The organism is Cyclobacterium sp. L-R, assembly GCF_056859355.1.
Genome location: NZ_JBSXOH010000060.1, coordinates 155,670 through 179,203, shown reverse-complemented (window position 1 = coordinate 179,203; position 23,534 = coordinate 155,670). Strand labels below are relative to the sequence as shown.

Here is a 23,534-nt window from a genome sequence, read left to right as displayed (position 1 = left end):
AAGTGTTGCAATCGCAAGAAAATCAGGCTGTTTGGAGATTTTAGCATAGCACCGCTATGGGTAAATTGAAATCAGCAAGGAAGTGGCTGATTTTGAAGCGATTTCAGCACTTAATAGATTGTCTATTGCATATTTCGGGTTGAAATTCGTATAGAGCAATGGTCCTTTCAGCAAATAGAAATCAATGCCTGTTTGGCTATGAACCTTTAGAAAGTCAATACCTATATATTACAAATTTATATAAAAAAATGAGGGTTTGCTGAAAGTAATTTCAGCAAACCCTCTATAGTTAATTGGTGGTTATAAATGATTAATAAGGTAAATTGGTTCCTTGTAGTAACCACATACGTGAGCGAGTATCATCATTTGATGGCACCTGAACAAATTCGGATTTCTCCAGTCTCTCAACAGCTTCATTGTATTTGTCAACATACTGAGGATCAGGAGGTGTAGGTGAATCATAATGATACCTAATAGGAATAGCGGGCTGAGCACCATCATATGGAGGTATAAGATTCGGATAGCCTGTTCTACGCCAGTCAAACCATGGCTCAGGTCTGAAAAACATGGATATGTATTTTTGAGTCATAATGCGCTCATGCTTATTTGTTGCCTGACTCAAGTCAATATTTTCCTGACTGTAAAATTCATTAAAATCAAATCCTCCTACATAATCGCCAAATATTCCCCATTCATCCATAGAAGCTTGAATGGCTTTCTTATAATGACCTTCTGCGTCACTGACACCAAAAGCCCCAATTTCTGCAGCTTCTGCCAATATAAATTCAACTTCAGAATAGGTGATAATATCCATGCCTATATATGGATTTGCATTTTCGAAATAAATCTCACTAAGGCGACTATTAAACGGGGTTGTCTTAGGTTCAACAGAAGTAGCTTGAGGTCCTGCATTATAGGCTGTCCATGAAGCTTGGCTACCAACGGGTAAACCAACGTAAAGACTTGTGTCCAGATCATCATAACCACTAGGGTATGGCAATACTTCAACAGGGAAAGTCTGTCCTAGTGGATCTGTATATTGGATCGTCGTTGCTGATTCAACATCTTTGTCCCATTTCTTTTCAACAGGACGTAACCACCTATACAATCTAGGGTCATTTTGATCTCTTAATGAATTAAGAAAACCTAAGCCCATTCTCCTGGCATAAGTCAGTTCTGAAGACCTAAATTGTCCCCCTCGAAAAGAAGTAGCTGCAGAATTTCCCAGATAATCTAGCACAGCATTGTCATCACTACTTGTGAAAACATTTTGAGCAGCATCTTGGAACTCAGCATCTAAATCAATGCTTAATTCATTTCTTTTGTTGTTTAACAATAAGCACATCCTGATTCTAAGAGAATTAACAAACTTTACCCATTTGTCTTTATCTCCATCGTACAACAAGTCATACCCATCTAAAACAGGAACTTGAGACCCTGGAATCCCTTCAATCATGTTTTTTGCTTTTTTCAAATTGACCAACAGGGTTTCATAAATCTCTTTCTGCTGATCATATTTTGGGAAAACAACTCCTTCTTCTAGTTGATTGGTTTCTGAAAAGGGAACATCACCATATATCTTAGAAACTAAATCGATAAGTCCAGCTTGATATACCAAAGCTACAGCCTCAGTAAAAACGTTTCCTTGCTCAACACTAAGGTCAGACATGGCCTGGATATCTACTAGATTAGAGTAAATAGAAGCCCAAGGACTACTTTGTCCCGGTGTCCAATAAAGCGCGTTTAGTTCCTCCGATTTATACCCATCACCCACTTGGTAGTACTGTAATAAGGAAGGAATCCTTGAACCCCAATAACCAAATTCACTATAGGTGTTTGCAAAATTATAGGTACTTGTAGTTAATAGAAAATTTGGATCAACTTCGTTTACATCATTGGGACTTTCACTCAATTTATCAAAATCACTACATGAGTTTAAAATCGGAATGAATGCAATGGATAATATTATTATTATAATTTTCTTCATGATCAATATTTATTATAATTAAAACCCAACATTTAATTTCATACCGAAACTACGGGTACGTGGAATCACAGAGTAAAACTCATACCCTGGTTCATTCCTACTTCCTCTTGCGGTATAAGCAGTTTCAGGATCGATGAATACATTGTGTTTTGTCCACATAAACAAATTTTGACCTAGCAACGATAAAGACATATTTTGAAGGTTAAATTTATTTACTATAGCCTTAGGGAACCTATAGGTAATTGAGACCTCTCTTAGCTTCACATAAGTTGCACTGTATAGGTTAGCTGAAGCCAAGTATCTATCAGCTCCCTTTTGCGCGTTATACGGACTAAGCCATATTGTACCTGGGCCTCCAAAATTCTCTATATAACCACCTTGGCCATCCTCTCTAACGCCTACATCAAAACTGGCATCATTAACGTATACTTTTTCCCCATCGGCATTTATATAGCTTCTGGCTTCTCGTTGTGTCTCGTCTTGCCATACAAAACCACCATATTCAGAATCACGTCCTCCAACCCATTCATGAGAATATTTCTCAGGGTTATCTTTGATTTGCTGTACGATGTCTACATTGGGGTCATAATCCACGCTTCCGTTAATATATTCCGGAAACCTGCCATCATTCTTTCCTTGTCTCAAAGTCTCTGAGTAGAATTCTCCACCTGATCTCCAGTCTATAACTGCAGAGAGGCTGAAGTTTTTATATTGCACGTTAGGGTTTATACCCAATATGAAATCAGGGTTGTAGTTACCAATTTTTTCAAAATTCTCAGGATTTTGATCTCTTTCAGGCTTACCATTACTATAGATAATGGCATGACCATAGTACTCAGAATTTGGATCTTCCACTTTAAAATAAGGAGCTTGATAAATATCTCCTACCTGATCTCCTGGATAGGTATAGAAATAAGCATACCCTTGGCTATAGCCAAAGTATTCAACTCCATCAGCTAATTCTACAATAGTAGTTCTATTTCTAGTGAAATTTAATCCTAGATCAAATGACAAATCCTTTTGCCTAATAATAGAGGTACCTAGCGTGATGTCCCAGCCATTACTTCTTACCAAACCAGCATTGATCAGTTTGCTGTTTGCTCCTGAAGTAATTGGGGTGCTAATGCCAAGTACCTGGTTTTTATTATCCATGGTATAATAGGTGGCATCTAGTGTCAATCTGTTATTAAACAAGGACAAGTCAACCCCAACTTCTTTGGAAGTAGCTATTTCAGGTTTTAGTTGGGCATTTTTAGCCACCTTGTCAATACTTGCTCGTTTGGTATCTCCCCAATCTGCTCCAAAATTATAATATCTCTGAAGCTGATATGGATCTACATCATTACCTACCTGAGCGTAACCTGCACGAACCTTTGCGAGGCTGATCCATTCCGGCATGTCAAACATTTCATTTACCAGTACACTTAAAGAAGCAGAAGGGTAAAAATACGATCGGTTTTCTTTTGGCAATGTACTAGACCAATCATTCCTAGCCGTCAAGTCAAGATATACCGTATTTTTATAGCCTATAGAGGTTTGGCCAAAAAGGCTGTTTACTTTCTTTTTACTCAAGAAGTTGGTGTAAAGGACCGAACCCGGACCTCCATTACTAATGGTATACAAGCCGGGAATAACCAAGTTGGTTGTAGAGTTATGAATGTTTTCCCGGTAGTTGTATCTAAGGTTTCCCCCAGCATTGGCTTGTAAGTCAAAAGCTCCAAAAGTTTTGTTATAAGAGAAAAGACCTTCCCAGTTTTGTTCCCTATAACTGGAATTTTGAATATCAAAATTACCCTTCTTTGAATCAACTGTATCCCATGGCCTTTGATTAACAGCTCTTTGATTTAATTGACTACGTAGGTATCTTGCTGTAAAGCGCAGGTCTTTAGCAAATTCCCAGCCTACTTGTATCTTAGTCATTGCCTGCACTCTATCAAAACTTGTTGTGGCCAATTCTTGCATCAGATAAGGATTGTTCCACCTTTCTTTCCAGCGAGTTTGAACAATTCCTTCTTGGTTAGGCATCCACCAGGTGTCAGGATTACTATAAAGGGACATGTCAACTTGTGGTCCAACAGTCAAAATGGCTCTTGTTGGGGTGAGAAAACCATCATTGGTATTTGGTCTATTACCTGAACTTGACTCATTCAATGAGGTCATTACTGTCACCTCCAAATTATCAGTCAGGTTCATCGTTCCATTGATGCTTATATTGTTCTTTTTCAAATCTACATTCGGCATAATACCTTTGTTAAGGTAGTTACCCAAAGAAACGCGGAAATTGGCTTTGTCATAGTTACCACTAACTCCTACATTGTTTACCTGCGTCCATCCGTTTTGATAAAAATCTTGCTGACGATTAATATTGTTTTGATGAGAAACCAATTCACTTGGACTATCCTGGTTTCTTTGTTGGGCGATAAAGCCATTGTCTAACTTTGGTCCCCAAAATTCGTATGCATCGTTTTCAAATACAAAGGCACCTTCTTGCCCTGAAGCAAACTCATTTTGAACAGGAAGGTATTGGTAGGGATTGTCAACAATAAATGATGAATTGAAATCCACCCCTAAGCCTTTTTCTTTACCAGAACCTGATTTGGTCGTAATAAGTACTACACCATTCGCAGCACGTGAACCATAAAGCGCCGCAGCACTAGGTCCTTTTAATACAGACATTGATTCTATATCTTCTGGATTAATGTCTGAAATAGCATTACCGAGGTCAGCCTGATTAAATAAGTTATCCGTAGTGTTGTAAACGGGTACACCATCAATTACGAATAAAGGTTGGTTGTCGGAGTTTAAAGAAGATGCTCCTCTAATCACCATGTTCATGGAAGAACCTTTAACTCCGTAGGTTTGAGAAATCTGTACACCGGCTATTTTTCCTTGCATTGAGCTAAGTACACTAGCCTGTGGAGTTCTATTTAATTCATCCCCACCAACAGTTCCAACGGAATACCCCAGAGATTCTTTTTCTCTGGAAATACCAAGAGCAGTAACCACTACTTCATTTAGCCCAACTGCAGCATCAACCATTGTGATGTTTAAAATTGACTGACTGCCAATGGCCACTTCCTGTGGTTGATAGCCTATATACGAAAACTGCAAAGATTCAGTATTCGAAGGGACAGTAATTGAAAAATCACCATCTAGATTGGTTACGGTACCGCTGGTTGACCCTTTAACTAATACTGCTACTCCTATCAATGGTGATCCATCTGCATCTGTAACTACTCCAGTGATTGTTTTTTGTGAGTTGGTATTCTGCGAATAGGTAACAGTACTAAACAACATCGCAGCGTTCAATACTAACAAAAACAGACTTAACTGTATGGTCCGTATTGTTTTACGGGGAAGATCCTCAAGATCTCCACTAATTTGTTTTTTTTTCATTGTTGTAATTTTAAAATAAATTCATTTGAAACCGAAGGTTATTTTCTTGCACCTTACGGGTCTTAAAATATCAGTTCGTTTGTTTCTATGTCATAGGCATTCTTATTTTGGGTTTAGGGTTTATAAATAAATGTTTAAATTTTTGCATTTTAAGGAAATTGAAGGTGGAAATAAATCCAAACCAAAATGCAAGATTGCAATATTAAACCTATAAGCAAGCCTATATTTCAGAATATCTGCAATCATAATCAAATGATAATGTACAGATAATTTTGATATAATTACAGATGATTTTTTGAAAAGTGCGTATGATTTACAGGTTAAAACAGAATGTATTGTGATAATTGTAGATAAGATTGCAATAATATTGGTTGATATAGCAATAAATTCGGTTTGTTTTGTGATAAATTATAGATGATTTATTAATAAAATAATAGCATGAAATATTTAGTTTAAATGCCCGTTTTTCTGTTTGAAAGGGCGGAAAATTTTATAAATGGTAGCTTTGATTTGTTTTAAAACTTTAACTCCGACTAAAAGCAGTTTAAATTAGTGTTAAAATCTTAATTAGTAGTAGAAGATTCTTAAGCTTGCAATGGCTAATTTAAATAGCGCTAAGGCACCTCTTCTTTAAATTGTATAAATACCAATGACTCGGTTAAACCCGGATGATGTAATAGGATTTCTCCGTCCTGACAATAGTCAGGGGTGAAGCCTGTCCCGTGTTTACGGGAAGTGTTGCAATCGCAAGAAAATCAGGTCGTGTTTGGAGATTTTAGCATAGCACCGCTATGGTGAAATTGAAAACAGCAACGAAGTGGCTGATTTTGAAGCGATTTCAGCACGTGATAGATTGTCTATTGTAAAAGTAGTCCTAAATTTATGGGTTGGGTTTTGGGGGTGTAAAACCAAAAGGGGAAAAAAAAATAAATGCTATAAATTTACTTTTTTAGGATGGGTACTAGATTTTATATTAGAACTAATTTATATTTCTTTGAAAACTCCTATTAATTGTCTAATTTTACAAAAAGAAATTAACGTTAATAATCGTGATTTTTGATTGTCAATTGTCGTATGGTCTCTTTGATTTTTACCATACGCTAAGGTACCAATGAGGGCAATACATTCTGTTTTCATTGTCGTTTTTGCAGATTGGGTTAATGCACTAGTCTGGTTTTTATTGAATTATTTCTATTGTTTTTTTAGTTTAATTATTTCGTTTTCTAATATATAGGCAATTGATTTTTACACTATAGTAAATCTTTTTGGAAGCTTGTTCCTGAAAATGAAAATGGGACAAATCAAATTTTGGTATAATTATTGTAAGAAAATAAAAAGGTAGTAGCGAATCAAAATCAGGCCAAGTCAACAGGACTCATGCCAATACAATTTTGAATGGAGTTATTTTAAGATTGGAAAAATCACCTATTGAAGAATTGAAAATATTTAGAAACAATTCATTTAATCTACTGTTCTAAAGAAGATAAAAGACTGTTTAACGTAATTCACTGATAAATTAAAACTGAGAAGTTTTGATAATTTTTACGAGAAATACCGGCGAGTTAATTAATGCTATTTCTTAATTCCATTTTGTAAACTGTTAAGCCTGTTTGTAATCTGCCTAAAAATCGAAGTCGACGAATTGAAGTTGGCTAACTTTTAATAGAGTCATCTGTACGTGTAATAAAAAATAGTAATTGAAAAAACCTCAATCATAAGTTTAACCAGTATTTTTCAATAGGGTTTGCCGAAATTTCGGAGCGTGATTCTATTCTATGATAGAATGTCTATTGTTTTTTCGGGTTTAATTAATTGAATCTAAAGGTTTATGGATTACTGAAGTGTTTAAATATTTCCTAGTTATGAGAAAATCAATAAATAATCTATTTAAATTCAGTTTTGTCCTACTGTTGTTGGCAGGCTGTAATCTGTTTTCCCCTGAAAAAATTACTAAAATTGATGAAGAGGATCAAGTTTTATCAATTCCTTCAGGATTTGACTTTAGCACCTATCAAGATGTAACGATCAATATTTCTGATAATGCGACTTATGCAAAATACGATGTGTATGCTTATTCAGATGAATTGTATGATGCAGGTACAGAGACCTATGAGAATGAGTTTGGGGAGACTGTTACCGAAACCATTTACAAGTCTGATGTTTTAGAAAAATTGATTTTCAGCGGTGTTCCTAGTAATGGGGTACTAAAGCAAACTATTAATCTACCTAATTTCTATAACAAGGTTTATATAAGAAGAAACAAGCATTTAAGCTTTTCGTCTTCCATAGAAGACATTATTGACCAAGAAGTAAATTATACTTTTTCAGAAAGCGGTGCCAATGAAAGGTCGTTAGCAGGGCAAACTGTGACCGATTATTTATACAGTGTTAATGGAGAAGGACAGTTGTTTCAAATTGATCCATTGACAGGTGAACTTACTGATTTGTCAAATATGCCTATGGGTAGTTTTACCTGTGCCATTGACCAGGAAAATAAGATGCTCTATTCTATTGGAAGGTCCAAGCCTTATCCCTTAATGAAATATTCTATCGTCGAAGATTCTTGGGAAACAGTCGCGAATCTGGGTATTGGCGGACCTAGGTTAGGTTATAATCCGAATGATGGTTTATTGTATTTTTCCAATAATGGCGCAAAGCTATACACTTTTGATCCTTCCACAGGAGAAAGAGTAAGTGTCAAAGATATTTTAGGACTTCACAATACAACAGGTGGTGATTTGGATTTTGCCGAAGATGGCACACTTTTCCTATGTACTTTCTCAGGCCTTTATAGGTTGGATCTAAACGATGATGGTGATTATCAAAGTACAAGAATAAGCGCTGACAACTTGCCATTTACACCAACCTCCATGACATTTGATTCCAATCAGGAGTTATGGTTAGCAGAAGCATCGGCCAACGCGGATTTGATAGTAATGGATACAGAGACGGGTGGTTGGGAGTATAAATATGGTTCAAGGGCCAATAACAATACTGCTTTTGGAAGAAAGATAAATGACTTGACTACTTTTAGGGTGTATTCAGATAATGTTGATGAAACCGATTCTGATGGTGATGGAATATTGGATCAGGATGATGCGTTTCCAGATGATGCAGAAGCCGCTTTTGAGTCTTTTACACCTAGTAAATACGGAAAAGGAACAATCGCTTTTGAGGATTTATGGCCATCAACGGGCGATTATGACTTTAACGATGCTGTTTTAAGTTACCAGGCCATCGCTGTTTTAAACGCCGACAATTTAGCTGTTCGTTTAGACTTTGTTTGTAATATAAAAGCCAATGGAGCTGGGTATACCAATGGAATTGGATTTGAAATCGAAGGACTGGATCCTTCTCAAATCGAAAGTGTATCTGGTCCTGTATTAACCCATGGTTTTATAAATGTAAGTTCAAATGGTACAGAAGCAGGGCAGGACAATGCGGTTATTATTTTAGCAGATGATGTTGATAATATATTAAATGAAACTACGATCTCTATTCGATTTGTAGATCCAATAAGTACCAGCGATTTGGGGGTTGCACCTTTTAATCCGTTTATTATTGTAAATAAACAGAGAGAAAAAGAGATTCATTTGCCATATAGACATATAACAAGCTTAGGTGACCAAAGCGTTGCCTTCACAGGGGATAATAAAGATACTGATGGTAATTTTATTTCGGAAAATGGATTTCCTTGGGCTATAAGTATTATTCACGATTTTAAAGTACCAAAAGAAAAAGTTGATATCACTTCGGCTTATAACTTTTTTAGTTCTTGGGCAGAATCTGGAGGATCGAATAATGTAGATTGGTATAAAGACAATCCAGGGAATAGAAATGATGATTTATTGGAATAAAATCATTCTTTAAATTCTAACTCATATTTAATAAAAATACCCCAAAGTACTTCTTTGGGGTATTTTTTTAACCTAAAAAGAACAAGCTTAATAAATTGAATATGATGTTAGGAGGAATTGATTGGTTTTTGTTTTTGAAAAAAAGTGGTTAATGCCGGCTTTTAAAAGTGTTAAAACAAACATTAGCCTCCTTATTTTTTGAACAAGTACATGGTGTAGGTATATTGCTTTTTTTAAACAATATGCTCCCTGTTGTTCTTAATTAACTGAAAAAAATACTATGAAAGTAATAATAATTGGTGGTACAGGTCACATTGGTACCTATTTGGTTCCTCGTCTTATAAAAGCTGGCCATACTGTGGTCTGTGTAAGTCGTCAGCAGGCTGAGCCTTATGTTAATGACGAAACCTGGACATCAGTTGAATATGTTACGATTGATCGAACAAAAGCTGAAGAAAATGGCGATTTTGCCTCTCGAATATTAGCCTTGAAAGGAGATGTTGTTATTGATTTAATTTGCTTTACAACAGAGAGCGCACGTAATCTTGCAGAGGCGCTAAATGGCAAGATTCATCATTTCCTACATTGTGGGAGTATGTGGGTGCATGGTTACAGTGAACAAATACCAACCAGAGAAAATCAAAAGCGCAATCCTTTTGGTGAATATGGAATTGATAAAGCAAAGATTGAAGCGTACTTGCTTTCCTTTCATAAAGAGTCAGGATTTCCAGTTACAATTCTGCATCCTGGTCATATTACCGGGCCGGGTTGGTTGCCTATTAATCCTGCGGGACATCTTGATCCTGAGATTTTTATACGCTTGGCTAAAGGTGAGGAAATCGTATTGCCCAATTTCGGTATGGAAACAGTTCATCATGTTCATGCCGATGATGTTGCTCAAGCATTTATTAAGGCCATTGAAAACAAAAAGAATTCCATAGGTGAAAGTTTTCATGTTGTTTCAGAGCAAGCTCTGACCTTGCGAGGTTTTGCAGAGGGAGTGGCAAGGGTATTTGGGCGTGAGGCAAAATTGAAATTCTTACCCTGGGAGGAATGGGGAAAAGCCAATAATCCAAGGAATAAGGAATTGACCTGGGATCATATTGCCCATAGTCCCTGCGGAAGCATTTCAAAGGCCAAGCAATTGTTGAACTACCAACCGAAATACAGTTCTCTGGAAGCGGTTCAGGAAGCCATTGAGCACTATTTTGATAAATTAGGTATACAAGTAGGCCCTAATCAGGAAGGAAAATAGTAGTTAAATAGGAAATCTGTCTTTCCAATGAATAGGATTCCCATAGCTATGGGAGTCCTTATTTGCTACTTTCTTAAGTTTGCAATTTCCTCTATTGTTGGTTGAGGCTTGGCTTTTTCCAAGTAGTGCTCCCATTTTGATAATAATTGAAAAGATCTATGGGACCAAACTTGTCTTTTTAAAAATAAAACACCGCAATGGCATTAGGTCTAAAAAAAGTCAAAGAATGGTCATAGAGTACCTCGTAAATTGCTCCATTCCAGGATTGTTCGAAAAGTAGTCTGCCAGCTTCTGTTTTTACTTTTATTCGAATATCATTTCCGTACTTAAGTCCCTCTACCTGCTGGTAAGTTCCTTCCAATGTTATTAGAAAGGGAACATTGACATGTCCTTCGGTGCGATCTTAAAGCAAGATCACTTTCCGAATGCGCATGTCATACTCAAAGTTGGAGGCCAAAAGGTAAAACTGTTCTACACCCGGAGGTAATTGGTAGATGGTGTCCCGTTCTTCTGACCATCGGGTACCATCATAGATACTAACATAGCCTGCTCCAATAACCTTAAACCCGAAATATGAAATAGACAATCTATTACGTGCTGAAATCGCTTCAAAATTAGCCACTTCGTTGCTGTTTTCAATTTCACTATAGCGGTGCTATGCAAAAATTTCCAAACAGCCTGATTTTCTTGCGATTGCAACACTTCCCGTAAACACGGGACAGGCATCACCCCTGACCTTGTCAGGGCGGAGAAATCCTATTACATAATCCAGGTTAAATTTTCCCTTGCTTAGGATAAGTCCTGTGTTTTCTTCAATACCAATCCCTAGTAGATCAGGATACTTTCTTTTGATTTCAAATAGGTCAAATTGTCGGTTTCTAGCTAAATGGTGCTGGTCAATGGCCATGGATTTAACCATGGAAAATCCCTCCTGATAATCCCCCATCATCAGGGTATGGTTTGAGGAATCTCCCCTATCAAGTAGAGAGCCCATAATGGATGCGCCAGCTGATGTACCGGCAATGATTTTCCCTTGTTGGTAGATGGTTTTAAGAGCGCTTATTATTTTGGTACCATTGTAGGATTTAGCTAGTCTCCATCGCCGACCTCCGGTGATCCATACCGCATCGGCCTCAAGTAGGAGTACATTCAAGGAATCTCCATTTGTAAAGGTATTACTTCGGGTATGGACAATGCTTATGTTTTTAAAGCCATGGTTAAAAAATGGCTTCTTAATCCTATTTAATTCATTTTCAGCGTCCAATAACTCATCTTCCATCGCAGTCGGAATGATTACAATTTTGCTATCAAGTCCACCCGTTAATCCTGAAAATTGGATTAAAAAGAAGTCATTGGTACAACTTCCTCACATTATCAACAAAGCCCCTGGCTTATCCCCCAATTGCTGCGTATAACCTTGAAGGATACTCAATGAAAATAGTGTTAAGAATAGTAGGGTGTATATGTTAATTTTCAAGGACTTATGAATTAATTGAGTTGGCCAAAATAGTTAAAATAAAATCAATAAATGAGTTGTAATTCAGGCCCTGTGATGCATACAATTGTGTCAGTAGGCGGGTCCTTCTTGTTGTTTATTCGAGAGAGATGCTGATGTTTTCTTAAGATGCAATTCGGGTAATACAACCCTAATTTCCTGATTCGAATTTTCTTCTTTCCAATATACGATAAAATTTACTTTAACTGAAGCAAGTTGGTAACCCCGCTTTTCCAGATCTTCCATTTGCTTTTGAAATTTTTTCGAAAATTTTAAGATAGGGTGATTTTCTTTATCGAAGCAAGTGCCATCCTTGCTTTGCAGTTCATCTCCACATATTAAATTAGAAATTCTGTATTGGGTTTTTTTGAAAAAACTCAACCAGATGTCTTTATAACTGAGTTGCATTACCAAAATGTCCGGTTCAGGCCAATGGTAGGGCTCTGTCACTTTTACCAGATCATCGACAATAATATTATCTAGAAAATCCCCTACCAAGTGGATGGACATGTGCTGTTTGGCCCTTGTCATAGCTACGTACAATAGCCTGATGTCCTGTTCTTGTAAGCGGCTGAGGTTTTGCAGGAGTAAAAAGACATTATCAAATTCCTTTCCTTTTGCTTTGTGTATGGTCGAAACCATAATAGTGTCCCCATTGGCGGAAATAAAATCTTCCAGCTTTGACTCACGAAGAAAGAACTCCAAATCAGTTTTGTACTTCCTTTTGGGGTGGGAGGCTTCAAATTCTTTAATCAGGTTAATGCAAACTTCTATTTTTGAACTCCTTTTGTATTTTCTCCACAAAGCTTTTTTTGCGTGGACCCATAGTTCTTCATGAATCACATAAACATTGTCCGCTAATTCCAAGTGGTTGAGAAAAAAGCGAAGCTCGATAATGTTGTATAAACTAAAGCCATCATTTGCTTGAATTAACTTGGCGGGAATCTTATTTTTGAGCAATAAGCCTGTGATTTGTAGTGCTTCATCATTTGATCTGGTCAATACGCAGGTACTTCCTTTGATTTCCGCATTTATTATTTCATTTACCAAGGGAGTAATCAGATGCTGTCCTTGATGCTTTACTAGTCTTATTAATCCATTTTTATTGGAGGCTGATTTTATAGAGTTAATTTTTAACCGTTTTCTAAGTTTTTCTATGAACTGGTTGGTGAAATCAACCAAGTTTTTTTGGCTCCTATAGTTTTCTATCAATTCATATTTAACTGCCTGTTTTTCTTTGATAAATTGTCCCAGATGATTAGCGCTGGCTCCTCTAAATTCATAAATGTTCTGGTCATCATCTCCAACCGCAATGACCCTCATTTCTTCATTTTGCTCCATTAATGTGTTGATTAAAGCAAATTCATTAGCATCCATATCTTGGGCTTCATCTATAACCAAAACAGCTTTGGTAATCCGGTTTGCTTCCACTTCTCCACCGGAAATTTTTTTTACTGTCATTTTAATTATATCAGTGGATTTTTTTAGATCTCCAATTTTTCCCAGCAAGTCAAAACAATAGGAGTGGAAAGTTTTTATCTCAATGAAATTGGCTGCATTGCCAATCAATTTGAATAGCCGTTGTTTAAATTCTGAAGCTGCGGCTCTTGAAAAAGTAACCATGAGCAATTGTTCATGTTTAACATCCTCCATAAGTAGTAATGAAGCCAACTTATGAACCAAAACTCTAGTTTTTCCACTTCCGGGACCGGCTGCAACCACTATATTATTAGAGTGATTGTCTTTGATAATTTTCAATTGACGAGGAGAAAGTTCACCAAAAAGTTGCCTGAATTTACTCGGGGTTATGTTCCTTTTAATTTCATTTTGTCGGCTTCCTTTGAAATACTTATTTAAAAAAACGCTGTAATTCAACTGGAAATAATCTTCTGCAAACTGTAAGGCTTCTTTATAGTCATTCAGCATTCTTTTAGCATATTCTCCTACAATATGGATTTGCTGCACCTTGTTTTCATAAAACTGATTCAATTTCTGGTAGTCATCGATTTTGTACCGGATTTTATTGTCTTGTTCAATTCTCTCAATGGTTAATTGATTGTAAACTACTAAAAAACCTCCTTCAATTTTCAAAGCCTCAATTCTCGATAAATAAAAAAGGGTTTCCTCAATGTCTTCAGCTGTGATTTGAAGCTTAAAAAGTAGGGATGAATTATCGTAAGCTTCTTTGAGCTCCTGCACAGAAAAATCGATCAGAATCTGCACTTTGTTTTGGTTTCCCTCAGGGCATTTGGACATAGCCCTTGAATGGAGAAAATCTACAATAAAAACTGCAAGTTCATGTCGTTTTTTTAATTTTTCATGTAGTTTATTCTTCGGCTGAATGCATATTATTGCCATGTGAGAACTAGAATAGCTCAGTGCTTTCCGTTTGATCCAATTTTTAATCGCCCAGAAATTGATTACGGTTTTGATTTTATAAGGGCTTACTTCATAACAGCCACTGTCTTCAGCTGCTTCATTTAGTGCTTTAATTTGAAATGACTTTTCTTCTTCCCGGAATTTAGACAGAAGGAAATTTTCAATGTGGGCGTAGGATTCAACAATAGTGAGGGATTGGTTTTTATTTTCCCCATTTTTAATAAATGCAGTTAAATCTTTAGAGTCTGCCAAGATGTTTTCTTCACGGAGAAGGCGGATAATTTTAATAACTTCCTCTTTAACAATCCCCAGATGATCAGAAATATAATCTATGCGAGACTCAGCTTCTTCCTCATTTGAGTGATTTTTACTTTTACTGGAAAAAAGTTTTTTTATAATGCGAATGCCATTTTGTTTTTGCTTATCATTAAATTTTTCAGAAGTATTGATTTTTTCTATGGCTTCTTGGGCATTCTTGGCTAATATGCTACTAGCATAAATTCTCGGTACATTTTGCCCTCTTTTTATATAACCAGCCTCTTCCAGAGCAGTAATTGCGGTTTTTACCCTAGTTTCAATTTCTTTGATATTGTCATACCAACCGGCTTTTCTGGCGATCTCTAGGGCGGAATTGGATACCGTAGAACGAAATCGGGTCGTATTTTTAATGGCTCTCCAGACCTGTTGAATTTCTTTTATACTTAATTTGGTTTGATTGAGTAAGATAAAATGTTTGCTGAGATCCTCTTCATTGAATAACACAAAGCAGTCCGCCGAGATGCTTTCATCCCTTCCTGCTCTGCCGGCCTCTTGTACATAATTTTCAAGGGAGTCTGAAATTTCATAATGGATGACCATTCCTACATCTTTTTTGTCTACTCCCATTCCAAATGCAGAAGTCGCTACCATTATCTGGACAGTTCCATCGATAAAGGCATCTTGGTTTTCAGACTTTTCCTGTTTGTCCATCTTTCCATGGTAAGGCCTGGCCTGAAAGCCATCATTGATTAAACGTTCTGACAACAAATAAGCTTTGTGTGTCCTAGATACATAAATAATCGTTGGGCACTCCTTTTCTTCAATTAAACTTCTGACTGCATTGTATTTTTGTTCCTCGTCTTCCTTAGGGAAAACCTTATAATGTAAATTGGTTCTGGAAGTTTTAGAGCTGAAAACAATCAGCTCTAAAGAAAGTTTGTCTTTGAAATAACTGCAAATGTCTTCAATGACCTTTTGTTTGGCAGTGGCCGTAAAACAGGAAACAGGTATGGGTTCGGTCCTGTTTTTTTTCTTTTGTAAAGCATGAATAAAATCCCCGATATATAAGTAATCAACCCTGAAGTCCTGTCCCCAAGAAGAAAAACAATGGGCTTCATCGATTACAAACCGGATGATATTCCTTCCCAGTAAGAGGTGTTCAATTGATTTTGAACGCAAGGACTCCGGAGAAATATAAAGAATAGAAACTGCTCCGTTTTCTACCCTATTGAATGATTTGGCCCTTTCAATGGGGTCTAACAGTCCGTTGATAGTAACGGCATCAGTGATTCCAATTCTCTCTAGATTATCTACCTGATCTTTCATTAAAGATTGAAGAGGAGAAATTACAACAGTCAAGCCTTTTGCATTTTCCCCTGCCATCAAAGCTGGAACCTGAAAGGTGATGGATTTGCCTCCTCCGGTAGGAAAAACGGCTAGGATTGATTTGTTGTCAATTGCTGCTTTTACCGCTTTTTCTTGCAAGGGCTCTTCTCCATAGGTTCTGTAAGCCTCAAAGCCGAAAAACTTTTTCAAGCCCCTGTGAATATCCAATGCTCGATTGCAATATTTACATCCAGTCAAGCAAGGGTTGTTTTTCAATACATACAAAATGCTTTCAATGTCTGGATAATTTTTTATTACCCAAGGAGGCGTAATTGAGAGCCGACTTTTGGTATTGATTAATGCCAGACTATAAGTAAATGCTATAGGATAGTGTTCTATTAGTTTAGCCAAATTAACATTTCTGCAAATCTCGCCATGAAACTTTTCCCTAATTAAGTCTTCTGTGTTGGTTCTTGCTACTTCCAAGTCTACAAACTTGAAAAAGGCCTTAAACTCTGATTTATTGCATAGCAAATTGTAATAAATATGCTGTAGAGTTTTGTCAAGCTGCTGAAAAACTGCGACTTCATCATAAAAAAGATCCTTTGCCTTTTTGGCATCATTCAAAGGATTGTTTTTATCTTCTGTTTGAAGCTTGTCGTCTTTTACAAGAGAGTGGTAAGGTTTTTTGGGAAAAAGTAACGGGGAGAGGTATAGGGTGTCAATGATGTTTGAAAGATCAAAATTTATTTCAGTTAGGCCCCTATGAATGAATTTTAAATCATGCTTGATGATATTGTGTCCACAAATAAACTGAGTCCCTTTTATAAATTCCTTGAAAGCGGCCATGGAAGGTGTATGAATAACTTCTCCATTGCTCTTAATACTTCCTATGTCCAGCACATTTTGAGTTTTTACATCTATCTCAGTATCTATGAAAGCTATGGATTTCATGATTTATTAATCGGATATCCTGGTTTAGGCTAATTTTAAATCTGTTACAGTTTTAGCTAAGATAATAATATTTAGTGGGTTTGGTAAAGATTGTTATCTAGGAGGTTTATGCTTGTTAGGTCTAACTTTATATAATTAATTATTTTTGTCAAATGGCTCTAGGGCAGTCGATGCTTCTATCTGGCACTCAATGAAAGGGCTGTGATATAGGTTTATCACAGCCCTTAATTCTTTAGATTTTACTTACAGTTTTTCAATGACCTTATTTATTAATTCTGTGGTGGAGCTGTAATCTTGATCATTTTCTTTGGCTATTTCTATAGCCTGCTTTGCCAATTTTAAAGATTGTGTGTAATCTCCTGTTTTATAAAGCAGCGCAGCATAAGTGTCTGTATTTGAATAGGTTTTTTCTAATTTCATTGAGCGTAAAACCCATTCTTTTGCCAACTCTAATTTTTCTACGTCATCCTCATTGCTATATATTCCCCATGCAAGAGAGTTTAAATCTCTTGAGCTGTCCCATATGAAGTTAATGTCTTTGATTCGATCTGTTTGTAATAAACGATAGGGATAAAGAGAATAGCTCACCACCGCATCTGAGATCATCCCATCAACTAAATACAGTACTAAAGGGGCAGAAGTAACATTGAATACATTGTCAAAGCCCTTTTCATCCTCCCCTAAGTTAGCATGGAGGTTTATTGCTTTGTCCCAATTCTGGTGGTGCCCCTCGTCTAATATATCGGCTAAGTTTTCTTCAGCGTCCACATTTATGGTTATCAAATTGAGCATCGATAAATCACAATCCATATAACGGTTGATTAAATTGATGCAGGGATAGCACCATTTACCGCTCCAGGTGATAACCATTGTGGGCAGTGATTTGTCCAAGTCGTAATTGTCGTAGACATTACTAAATGAAAAAGTTTCTTCACTTTTGATGTCCGTTACATTGACATCTATCTGGCTATATGATTGATTGATAGTGATGAAAAATAAAAAAAATGCAAATACTGAAATAGCTTTTTCCATGAGTTAATTGTTTAAATATTTGTTAGGTGAAGGGTGTTTTTTGACAAAATTTAGTCCTTCTTTTCTTTGTTGTTTTGGTGAGCTTTTATCCTGTTTGAAAATGGTGTCATTGGTTTAGAGCAAGTCAGTGAGCTTTTGGAAAAAGGACAACATCAGTAAGTTGAAAAAAACTTTACTTTTTATTAAAAGTTGAAAATACTATTTTTCAGTCATAAGTGATATAATTCACGAAAAAAAATCAATAAAAAAGGGATTTTACTGAAATATTATATTTCATGAAAGCACCAATAGAGTAGGTTTAATTTCCCAAGGTAAAGTATTTTTCTGGAAGTGTATTTAGATTTTCTAACCTCTCAGTGAGTATTGAAATCGAAAGAAAACCATCCTGTATTGGGCTTAATCTTTAAACCCGAAATATGCAATAGACATTCTATTACATAATCCGGGTTAAAAATTAGAGTTCCACTCCAGTTTCATGCTATTTAAATGCCACAGGATTAGAACTGCTGTTTTGCTTCATTTTTGAAAAGGCCCAAGCTCCAAGAGCAAGCAATAAGTAAAGTACGATGATAGCCACCATCTGCTCCCAATTGTTCGTCAATTCATAATACAAAATCATTATGCCACCAATGCCAAGTCCAATGATTGAGAGCAAGGTTAAAAGTGTAGATGAATTTGTTTTCTCTCTTATTTTATAATTGGCTATTCCCATTAATAAAGAGACCAATAGGAAGGTGACACTTCCAAATTCAAGTATCAATTGCAAGCCACCAATTAGGATTAATAGACAGGAAATAATAGCCATGGTGATTATCGCATTTTGAGGACTACTGTTTTTTCTGATGGATAATACATGAGGAAAAAAACCGTCTTTTGCAATTACAGCCATTTGACGTGAAGAGCCAAAAAGCGTTCCACTGATAGCACTGCTTGTGGCTAAAATGGCACCTAGAATTACAAAGTTTGACCCTAGTTTTCCTAAAACACTTTCAGCTCCAGCAGCAAGTGCAAATTCCTTATTATTAATGATTTCTTCTGATGGAATGGCAAACAATGCCCCCATTGAAATTACTACATAGATTAATACCGCCAGAACAATTGCACTGTAAATCGCTCTAGGGATATTTTTATCGGGATTGGTCATTTCATTAACAGCGTTGATAACCAGTTGAAACCCTTCATAGGCTACAAAAGTTAGGGAGGCTACAATTAGGATGGAGAAAAAGTTTGAGTTTTCTACATCAAAGGCCATGTTTTCTATAAAAGTCTCAAAGTCAGTTGTTCCATGCTTGATCAATACAATGGAGATTATTGTTAACACTACAAGTTTAGTATACACCATTAAGTCCTCAATTTTCCCCATTCCATTCACACTCCAAATATTAATTAAGGTAAATAATCCGATAACGGCCATGGCAATACCTTTACGCATCCAAATGTTTTCTGCGAATTCAGTGCTGCTTAGGGCATAAGAAGAAAAGGTATAGGCATAAAGTGCCAAAGTACTGATGTATCCGAAAATGATGAACCAACCTATGGCTGAGGCTGAGAAATTAGATTCTGGATAGGTGCGTTTAAAGAAGGAATAGGTTGCCCCTTCATCTTTATAATATAGCCCAAGTTTTACATAGGAGTATGCTGCTAATGCAGCAATCAAGCCGCCTACAATGATCGCAATGGGTGTTAGGTTTCCAATTAATGCAACAGAAATCCCCAATATGGTAAATATGCCACCACCGACCATGCCACCTAGTGCAATGGCGATTAATTCAACCAACCCAAGGCTTTTATTTCTCTTTCTATGTTGAGTCATTTAATATTTAAATTGGCTGTAGGGTGATGGTAAAAGTTTAGCTGTATGATAAAAGCCCCAAATTTAGTAATTACTTTATGAATTGAAAATCCTTTGATTTTATAACCTGAAAACAGCTAAATCATTAAAAAAGCAGACTAAAACATAAACCCTATTGTAAAAAGCACTTTTATCCGTTTTCGTTTTTGTCTAAGACATAACTTGTTTTAATCTTACCTTCCTTTACTTCGTTAAGTATCCAAGAATCTTCGTTTTCACCCTGCTCTAGGGTCCAGTTCCTTTTAGGATCAACCAATAGTTTTTTGATGTTCCGCGGAAAAGCATTGGCCGAACGGGCTTTTTCCCAAGTGCTTATCGTTCTAAATATTTCATATTTCTGAGGACAACTTTCTACCTCTTTTTGGTTCAACTCTAAACTGTAGGTAGTGCCTAGGCCTACCGATATGGCTTGTATATGTGAATACTGTTCAACCGTGGAGTTGGCATTGATAGCGAAATTACGGCCCATGCCTACAGGGAAGAAATTGGCATATGTCACATCCCTAAGGTCTTTGCCCTGACTGGTAGTGCTGCCCCATTCTCTGGTCTCTACATCATATAAATTCTTTCCTCCTCCAACATTCCATATACTTTGATAATGCCATGAACCCTCCGATAAAGTGGCCCCAGTAAAGCGGATAGGTGGAATTCCATGTGCTGCTGCTCTTTCAAACATTTTCCGAAAAAATCGCTTTGCCGAATAGTAGCCATGGCCATTGTTAAACAAAAACTCCTGCCCATCAAAGTCATAATAACCCAGCCCATTGATAAAGCACACATCTGCATAGTATGCTGCAATTTTGTCCTGAAGTTCCATATTCGGAATCAGTCCATCATAACCGTAATTTAAAGTTACCTGCAACTTGTAAATGGTGTCATTTTCAGCGTGGTGGAGAGGCTTGGTTCCCCAATACCCACGTTTTACATTTAAAAGCCTGTAGGGTTTGCTTTCTGAAACGCCCAGATAATAAATGAGTTCCTTGCCGATTTTTATCATATTCAAATTCTCCGCATGGCCTTCCCAACTTGCGATTTCATCCAGATGTGTTGGATCATCTACCACAATAAGGGTGTCGTCGGGGCTGATGGAGTTTACCAACAATCGTTTTTGCTGGTAACAAAGGCTATCGCTTGGGATTGGGCTGGCATCTTTGGTCCCGGGAGCTAGTGCAGTTGTAATGGTTGTTCTACCAATTGTAATCCCATATTTGGCTGCCATTTCGGAAAATTCCTTGTGGGATTTATTTCCAGAGCTGAGCTGTATAGGTTTTCTCTCAAAATCGCTCCCATCAATATAGCCTCCATTTCCTCGATCAGGTCTGACGAATCCTTGGTCATACAAACTGATTGTCTTAAATCCCATTTGGGAAGTATAGGAGATGATGCTGTCATTTAAGCCTCCGTGGGTCATGGCATCTGGCACAAAAGCAGAAGGATCTTTCACCCATTTTTCATTAATGGTAGGGTAGGGCAAGCCTTCTGACAATACAATGTTTTGAATAACATCCATCAAGGCAAGGCTGTCTGGACTGCCCCACAATGCAATTGAGGAGCCGATATAATCAATGCCGGGCAATGGTTGAACTTCCAAATGATTAGGCGTATTCACTGCCATATTGGGAATCAAAGAATAATAGACCTCCCTTTTTTTAGTCCGATCTCTTGACTGGTAATTTATGGAGATTCTTCCTTTGTCGTCAACGCTAGCCGCATTGCCATACATTATTCTGAAGTAAGGTTCTTTGTGGGCATAAAAAGCAACATCGTTGATGCCATCTCCACCAAGCGTGAAAACCTGGCCTTCATGCAAGGAGTCAGGTAAGGGGTAAATTGAAGGGTCAGGGGAATGAATAATGTACTGAAATGGAGCGGCATCGGCTATGGTTTCTGAAGTGCCTCCCAGTGTGTTGTCATCCAGGGCAAGCATTCCAATGGCGTAATTGACCAATTCGCTGCTGTCTCTTGCAACGCCGATGATTTCGCCAAAAAGGTTGGTGATATTGGTGTGGTAAGGGCCCCATTGTACACCTTCAATGCCTTCGGATTGGCTAAGGGATTCAAGGGTGAATTTGAAATATTTGTTTTTCGTTTCTAGGCTAATTTGGGCCACAGAGCCATTGGAGAAATCAAGTGTTATTGCATTTTCTGCTTCATTAAATATTGCCTTAATTGGCTTATAATAGACTTGCTTTTCACCATCATAAAGGCACATTAAAGGAGAAGGTTTATCTGCTGGGCTAAATTCCCGATGTGGAGACAGGGTATTGTTTTTCATGCTGGTGATAAAGCCCTTGTCATCAATCTTGATTTCAAAATACGAGGTGCTAAAATTACCCTGTTCCTTGTTTGAACAATTGCTTATCAAAAGAATGAGTAGTAACCATCCGGTAAAGTGTCTAAAATTATTGCCAATCATAATGTAATTCTTAATTAATCGGGTTACTTTGAAAGTAAGTGGTTGTTCAGTAATCATCTGCCCTCTAGCCCTTGGCTTTTTCACGTTTACTTATTAAAAATAGCTTGTCGTTTTCGTTTTTAGCCAGTTTTATTGCCAAGTCCAAATGCTCGGTTTGCTTTTTCGGATCTATTCTATTGTATAACTCAGCTAGAAGGGAATGGTAAAGATGGTTCTTTTTTAAGTCTATTTTCAGTGCTTCCTTCAATGCCGTCTCCTTACTTTCAGCCATAGCCAAAGCATAGGTCCTGTTTAAGGCCGTAATGGGTGAGTATTCGATTTGCAGTAGACGGTTGTACAATTGTAGAATGTTATTCCATTTATCTTTTTCGGCCACTTTTATTCTTGAATGCCAAAAAGCAATTCCTGCCTCTAAATGGTATTTTGATACCTGTTCGCTTTTTGCTGAATAGCGAAGGTAAGTTTCGCCTTTTTGAATTAGCTCAGCGTCCCACTTTGTTTTGTCCTGTTCTTTATAGAGGACCTGCTGTCCGGACTGATCAAGCCTTGCGTCAAATCTCGATGAATGAAAACAGAATAATGCCATCAATGCGTTCGCTCTTGGGATATTGGTTTTCTCATTTTCGGTCAGGATGTAGAGTAGGCGCATTGCTTCCAAACATAGGTCTTTACTGAGTGAATTGGAAGATGTGGAGGAATAATAGCCCTCATTAAATAGGAGGTATAATATTGAAAGCACATTGTCCAACCTGTTTTCCAGATTTGAGTTCGAGGGAAAGGACAAGTCTATATTGTTTTCCCGCAAAGCTGTTTTTGCCCTGTAGAGTCTTTTGTTGATTGTATCCTTTGAACATAATAAGGCATTGGAAATTTCTTCCACGCCAAAACCACAAAGTATTCTTAAGGCAAGAGCGATTTGTAATTCATTGCTATTGATAGGGTTGCAAACAGCAAATAACATTTGTAATTGGCTGTCATTGATGTTTTCTTCCGAAAGGTCAAGCTCCAATTCGTAGCTGGTTGATTGATTGTGCTTTAGTTCGTTGGATATTTTCTCGTTGAAAATTTTTGTCCTCTTGAAATAATCCCTCGTTTTGTTTTTGGCAACATAATACAACCAAGCTGTAGGCTCTTCAGGAATACCCTTAAGTCCCCAAGTTTCGCTTGCCAAAAGAAAAGTATCATTAACAATGTCCTCCGCGATTTCAATGTGGGCTATTCCAAAAAAATTACAGAGTACAGAAATGATTTTCCTGTACTCTGTCTTGAATAAATGAGGTATAAGTTCCTTTTCTTGCATAGCCAATTATACACCAAACTTTGTTAG

The 23,534-nt window shown here is 37.1% G+C and carries 13 protein-coding genes; 3 read left to right on the top strand and 10 right to left on the bottom strand.

Features of this window, described 5'->3' with window-relative positions:
• Positions 1-310: 310 nt before the first annotated feature.
• Together AC13EX_RS08535 and AC13EX_RS08530 are read right to left on the bottom strand one after the other, a co-directional pair.
• Complete coding sequence (locus AC13EX_RS08535) at positions 311-1,987, bottom strand: SusD/RagB family nutrient-binding outer membrane lipoprotein (protein ID WP_048640288.1); 1,677 nt, start codon at positions 1,985-1,987, stop codon at positions 311-313.
• Between the two features lie 18 nt (positions 1,988-2,005).
• Entirely contained in the window at positions 2,006-5,383 is a 3,378-nt protein-coding gene (locus tag AC13EX_RS08530) for a SusC/RagA family TonB-linked outer membrane protein (protein WP_482892334.1), read from the bottom strand.
• An 817-nt stretch (positions 5,384-6,200) separates the two neighbouring features.
• Between AC13EX_RS08530 and AC13EX_RS08525 the strand changes: the two genes are divergently transcribed.
• From AC13EX_RS08525 to AC13EX_RS08515, 3 genes are all read left to right on the top strand, one after another.
• Complete coding sequence (locus AC13EX_RS08525; RefSeq protein ID WP_482892333.1) at positions 6,201-6,443, top strand: hypothetical protein; 243 nt, start codon at positions 6,201-6,203, stop codon at positions 6,441-6,443.
• An 802-nt stretch (positions 6,444-7,245) separates the two neighbouring features.
• Complete coding sequence (locus AC13EX_RS08520) at positions 7,246-9,240, top strand: LruC domain-containing protein (protein WP_482892332.1); 1,995 nt, start codon at positions 7,246-7,248, stop codon at positions 9,238-9,240.
• A 280-nt stretch (positions 9,241-9,520) separates the two neighbouring features.
• A complete protein-coding gene (locus AC13EX_RS08515) occupies positions 9,521-10,495 on the top strand; it encodes an NAD-dependent epimerase/dehydratase family protein (RefSeq protein ID WP_482892331.1) in 975 nt (324 codons plus the stop codon).
• Between the two features lie 178 nt (positions 10,496-10,673).
• Here AC13EX_RS08515 and AC13EX_RS08510 read toward each other — a convergent pair whose 3' ends face one another.
• The 8 genes from AC13EX_RS08510 to AC13EX_RS08475 form a co-directional block, all read right to left on the bottom strand.
• Positions 10,674-10,856, bottom strand: a complete 183-nt coding sequence (locus AC13EX_RS08510; RefSeq protein ID WP_482892330.1) for a hypothetical protein — start codon at positions 10,854-10,856, stop codon at positions 10,674-10,676.
• Positions 10,857-10,898: 42 nt separating this feature from the next.
• Positions 10,899-11,117, bottom strand: coding sequence for a hypothetical protein (locus AC13EX_RS08505; RefSeq protein ID WP_482892329.1), 219 nt, complete (start codon positions 11,115-11,117; stop codon positions 10,899-10,901).
• Between the two features lie 33 nt (positions 11,118-11,150).
• The gene (locus AC13EX_RS08500; protein WP_482892335.1) at positions 11,151-11,834 is read right to left on the bottom strand and encodes a cyanophycinase; all 684 of its coding nucleotides are present in this window, start codon (positions 11,832-11,834) and stop codon (positions 11,151-11,153) included.
• A gap of 228 nt (positions 11,835-12,062) precedes the next feature.
• On the bottom strand, positions 12,063-16,907 hold the full coding sequence (locus AC13EX_RS08495) for a RecQ family ATP-dependent DNA helicase (protein WP_482892328.1): 4,845 nt from the start codon (positions 16,905-16,907) through the stop codon (positions 12,063-12,065).
• Positions 16,908-17,150: 243 nt separating this feature from the next.
• Positions 17,151-17,939 carry a hypothetical protein gene (locus tag AC13EX_RS08490; protein WP_482892327.1) on the bottom strand — a complete coding sequence of 263 codons (789 nt, stop codon included), beginning with the start codon at positions 17,937-17,939 and terminating at the stop codon, positions 17,151-17,153.
• 478 nt (positions 17,940-18,417) lie between these two features.
• Complete coding sequence (locus tag AC13EX_RS08485; RefSeq protein WP_482892326.1) at positions 18,418-19,752, bottom strand: APC family permease; 1,335 nt, start codon at positions 19,750-19,752, stop codon at positions 18,418-18,420.
• 169 nt (positions 19,753-19,921) lie between these two features.
• Positions 19,922-22,291 (bottom strand): hypothetical protein, encoded by a 2,370-nt coding sequence (locus AC13EX_RS08480; protein WP_482892324.1) that lies wholly within the window; start codon positions 22,289-22,291, stop codon positions 19,922-19,924.
• Positions 22,272-23,507, bottom strand: a complete 1,236-nt coding sequence (locus AC13EX_RS08475; RefSeq protein WP_482892323.1) for an RNA polymerase sigma factor — start codon at positions 23,505-23,507, stop codon at positions 22,272-22,274. The genes AC13EX_RS08480 and AC13EX_RS08475 overlap by 20 nt, the downstream gene beginning before the upstream one ends.
• Between the last annotated feature and the right edge of the window lie 27 nt (positions 23,508-23,534).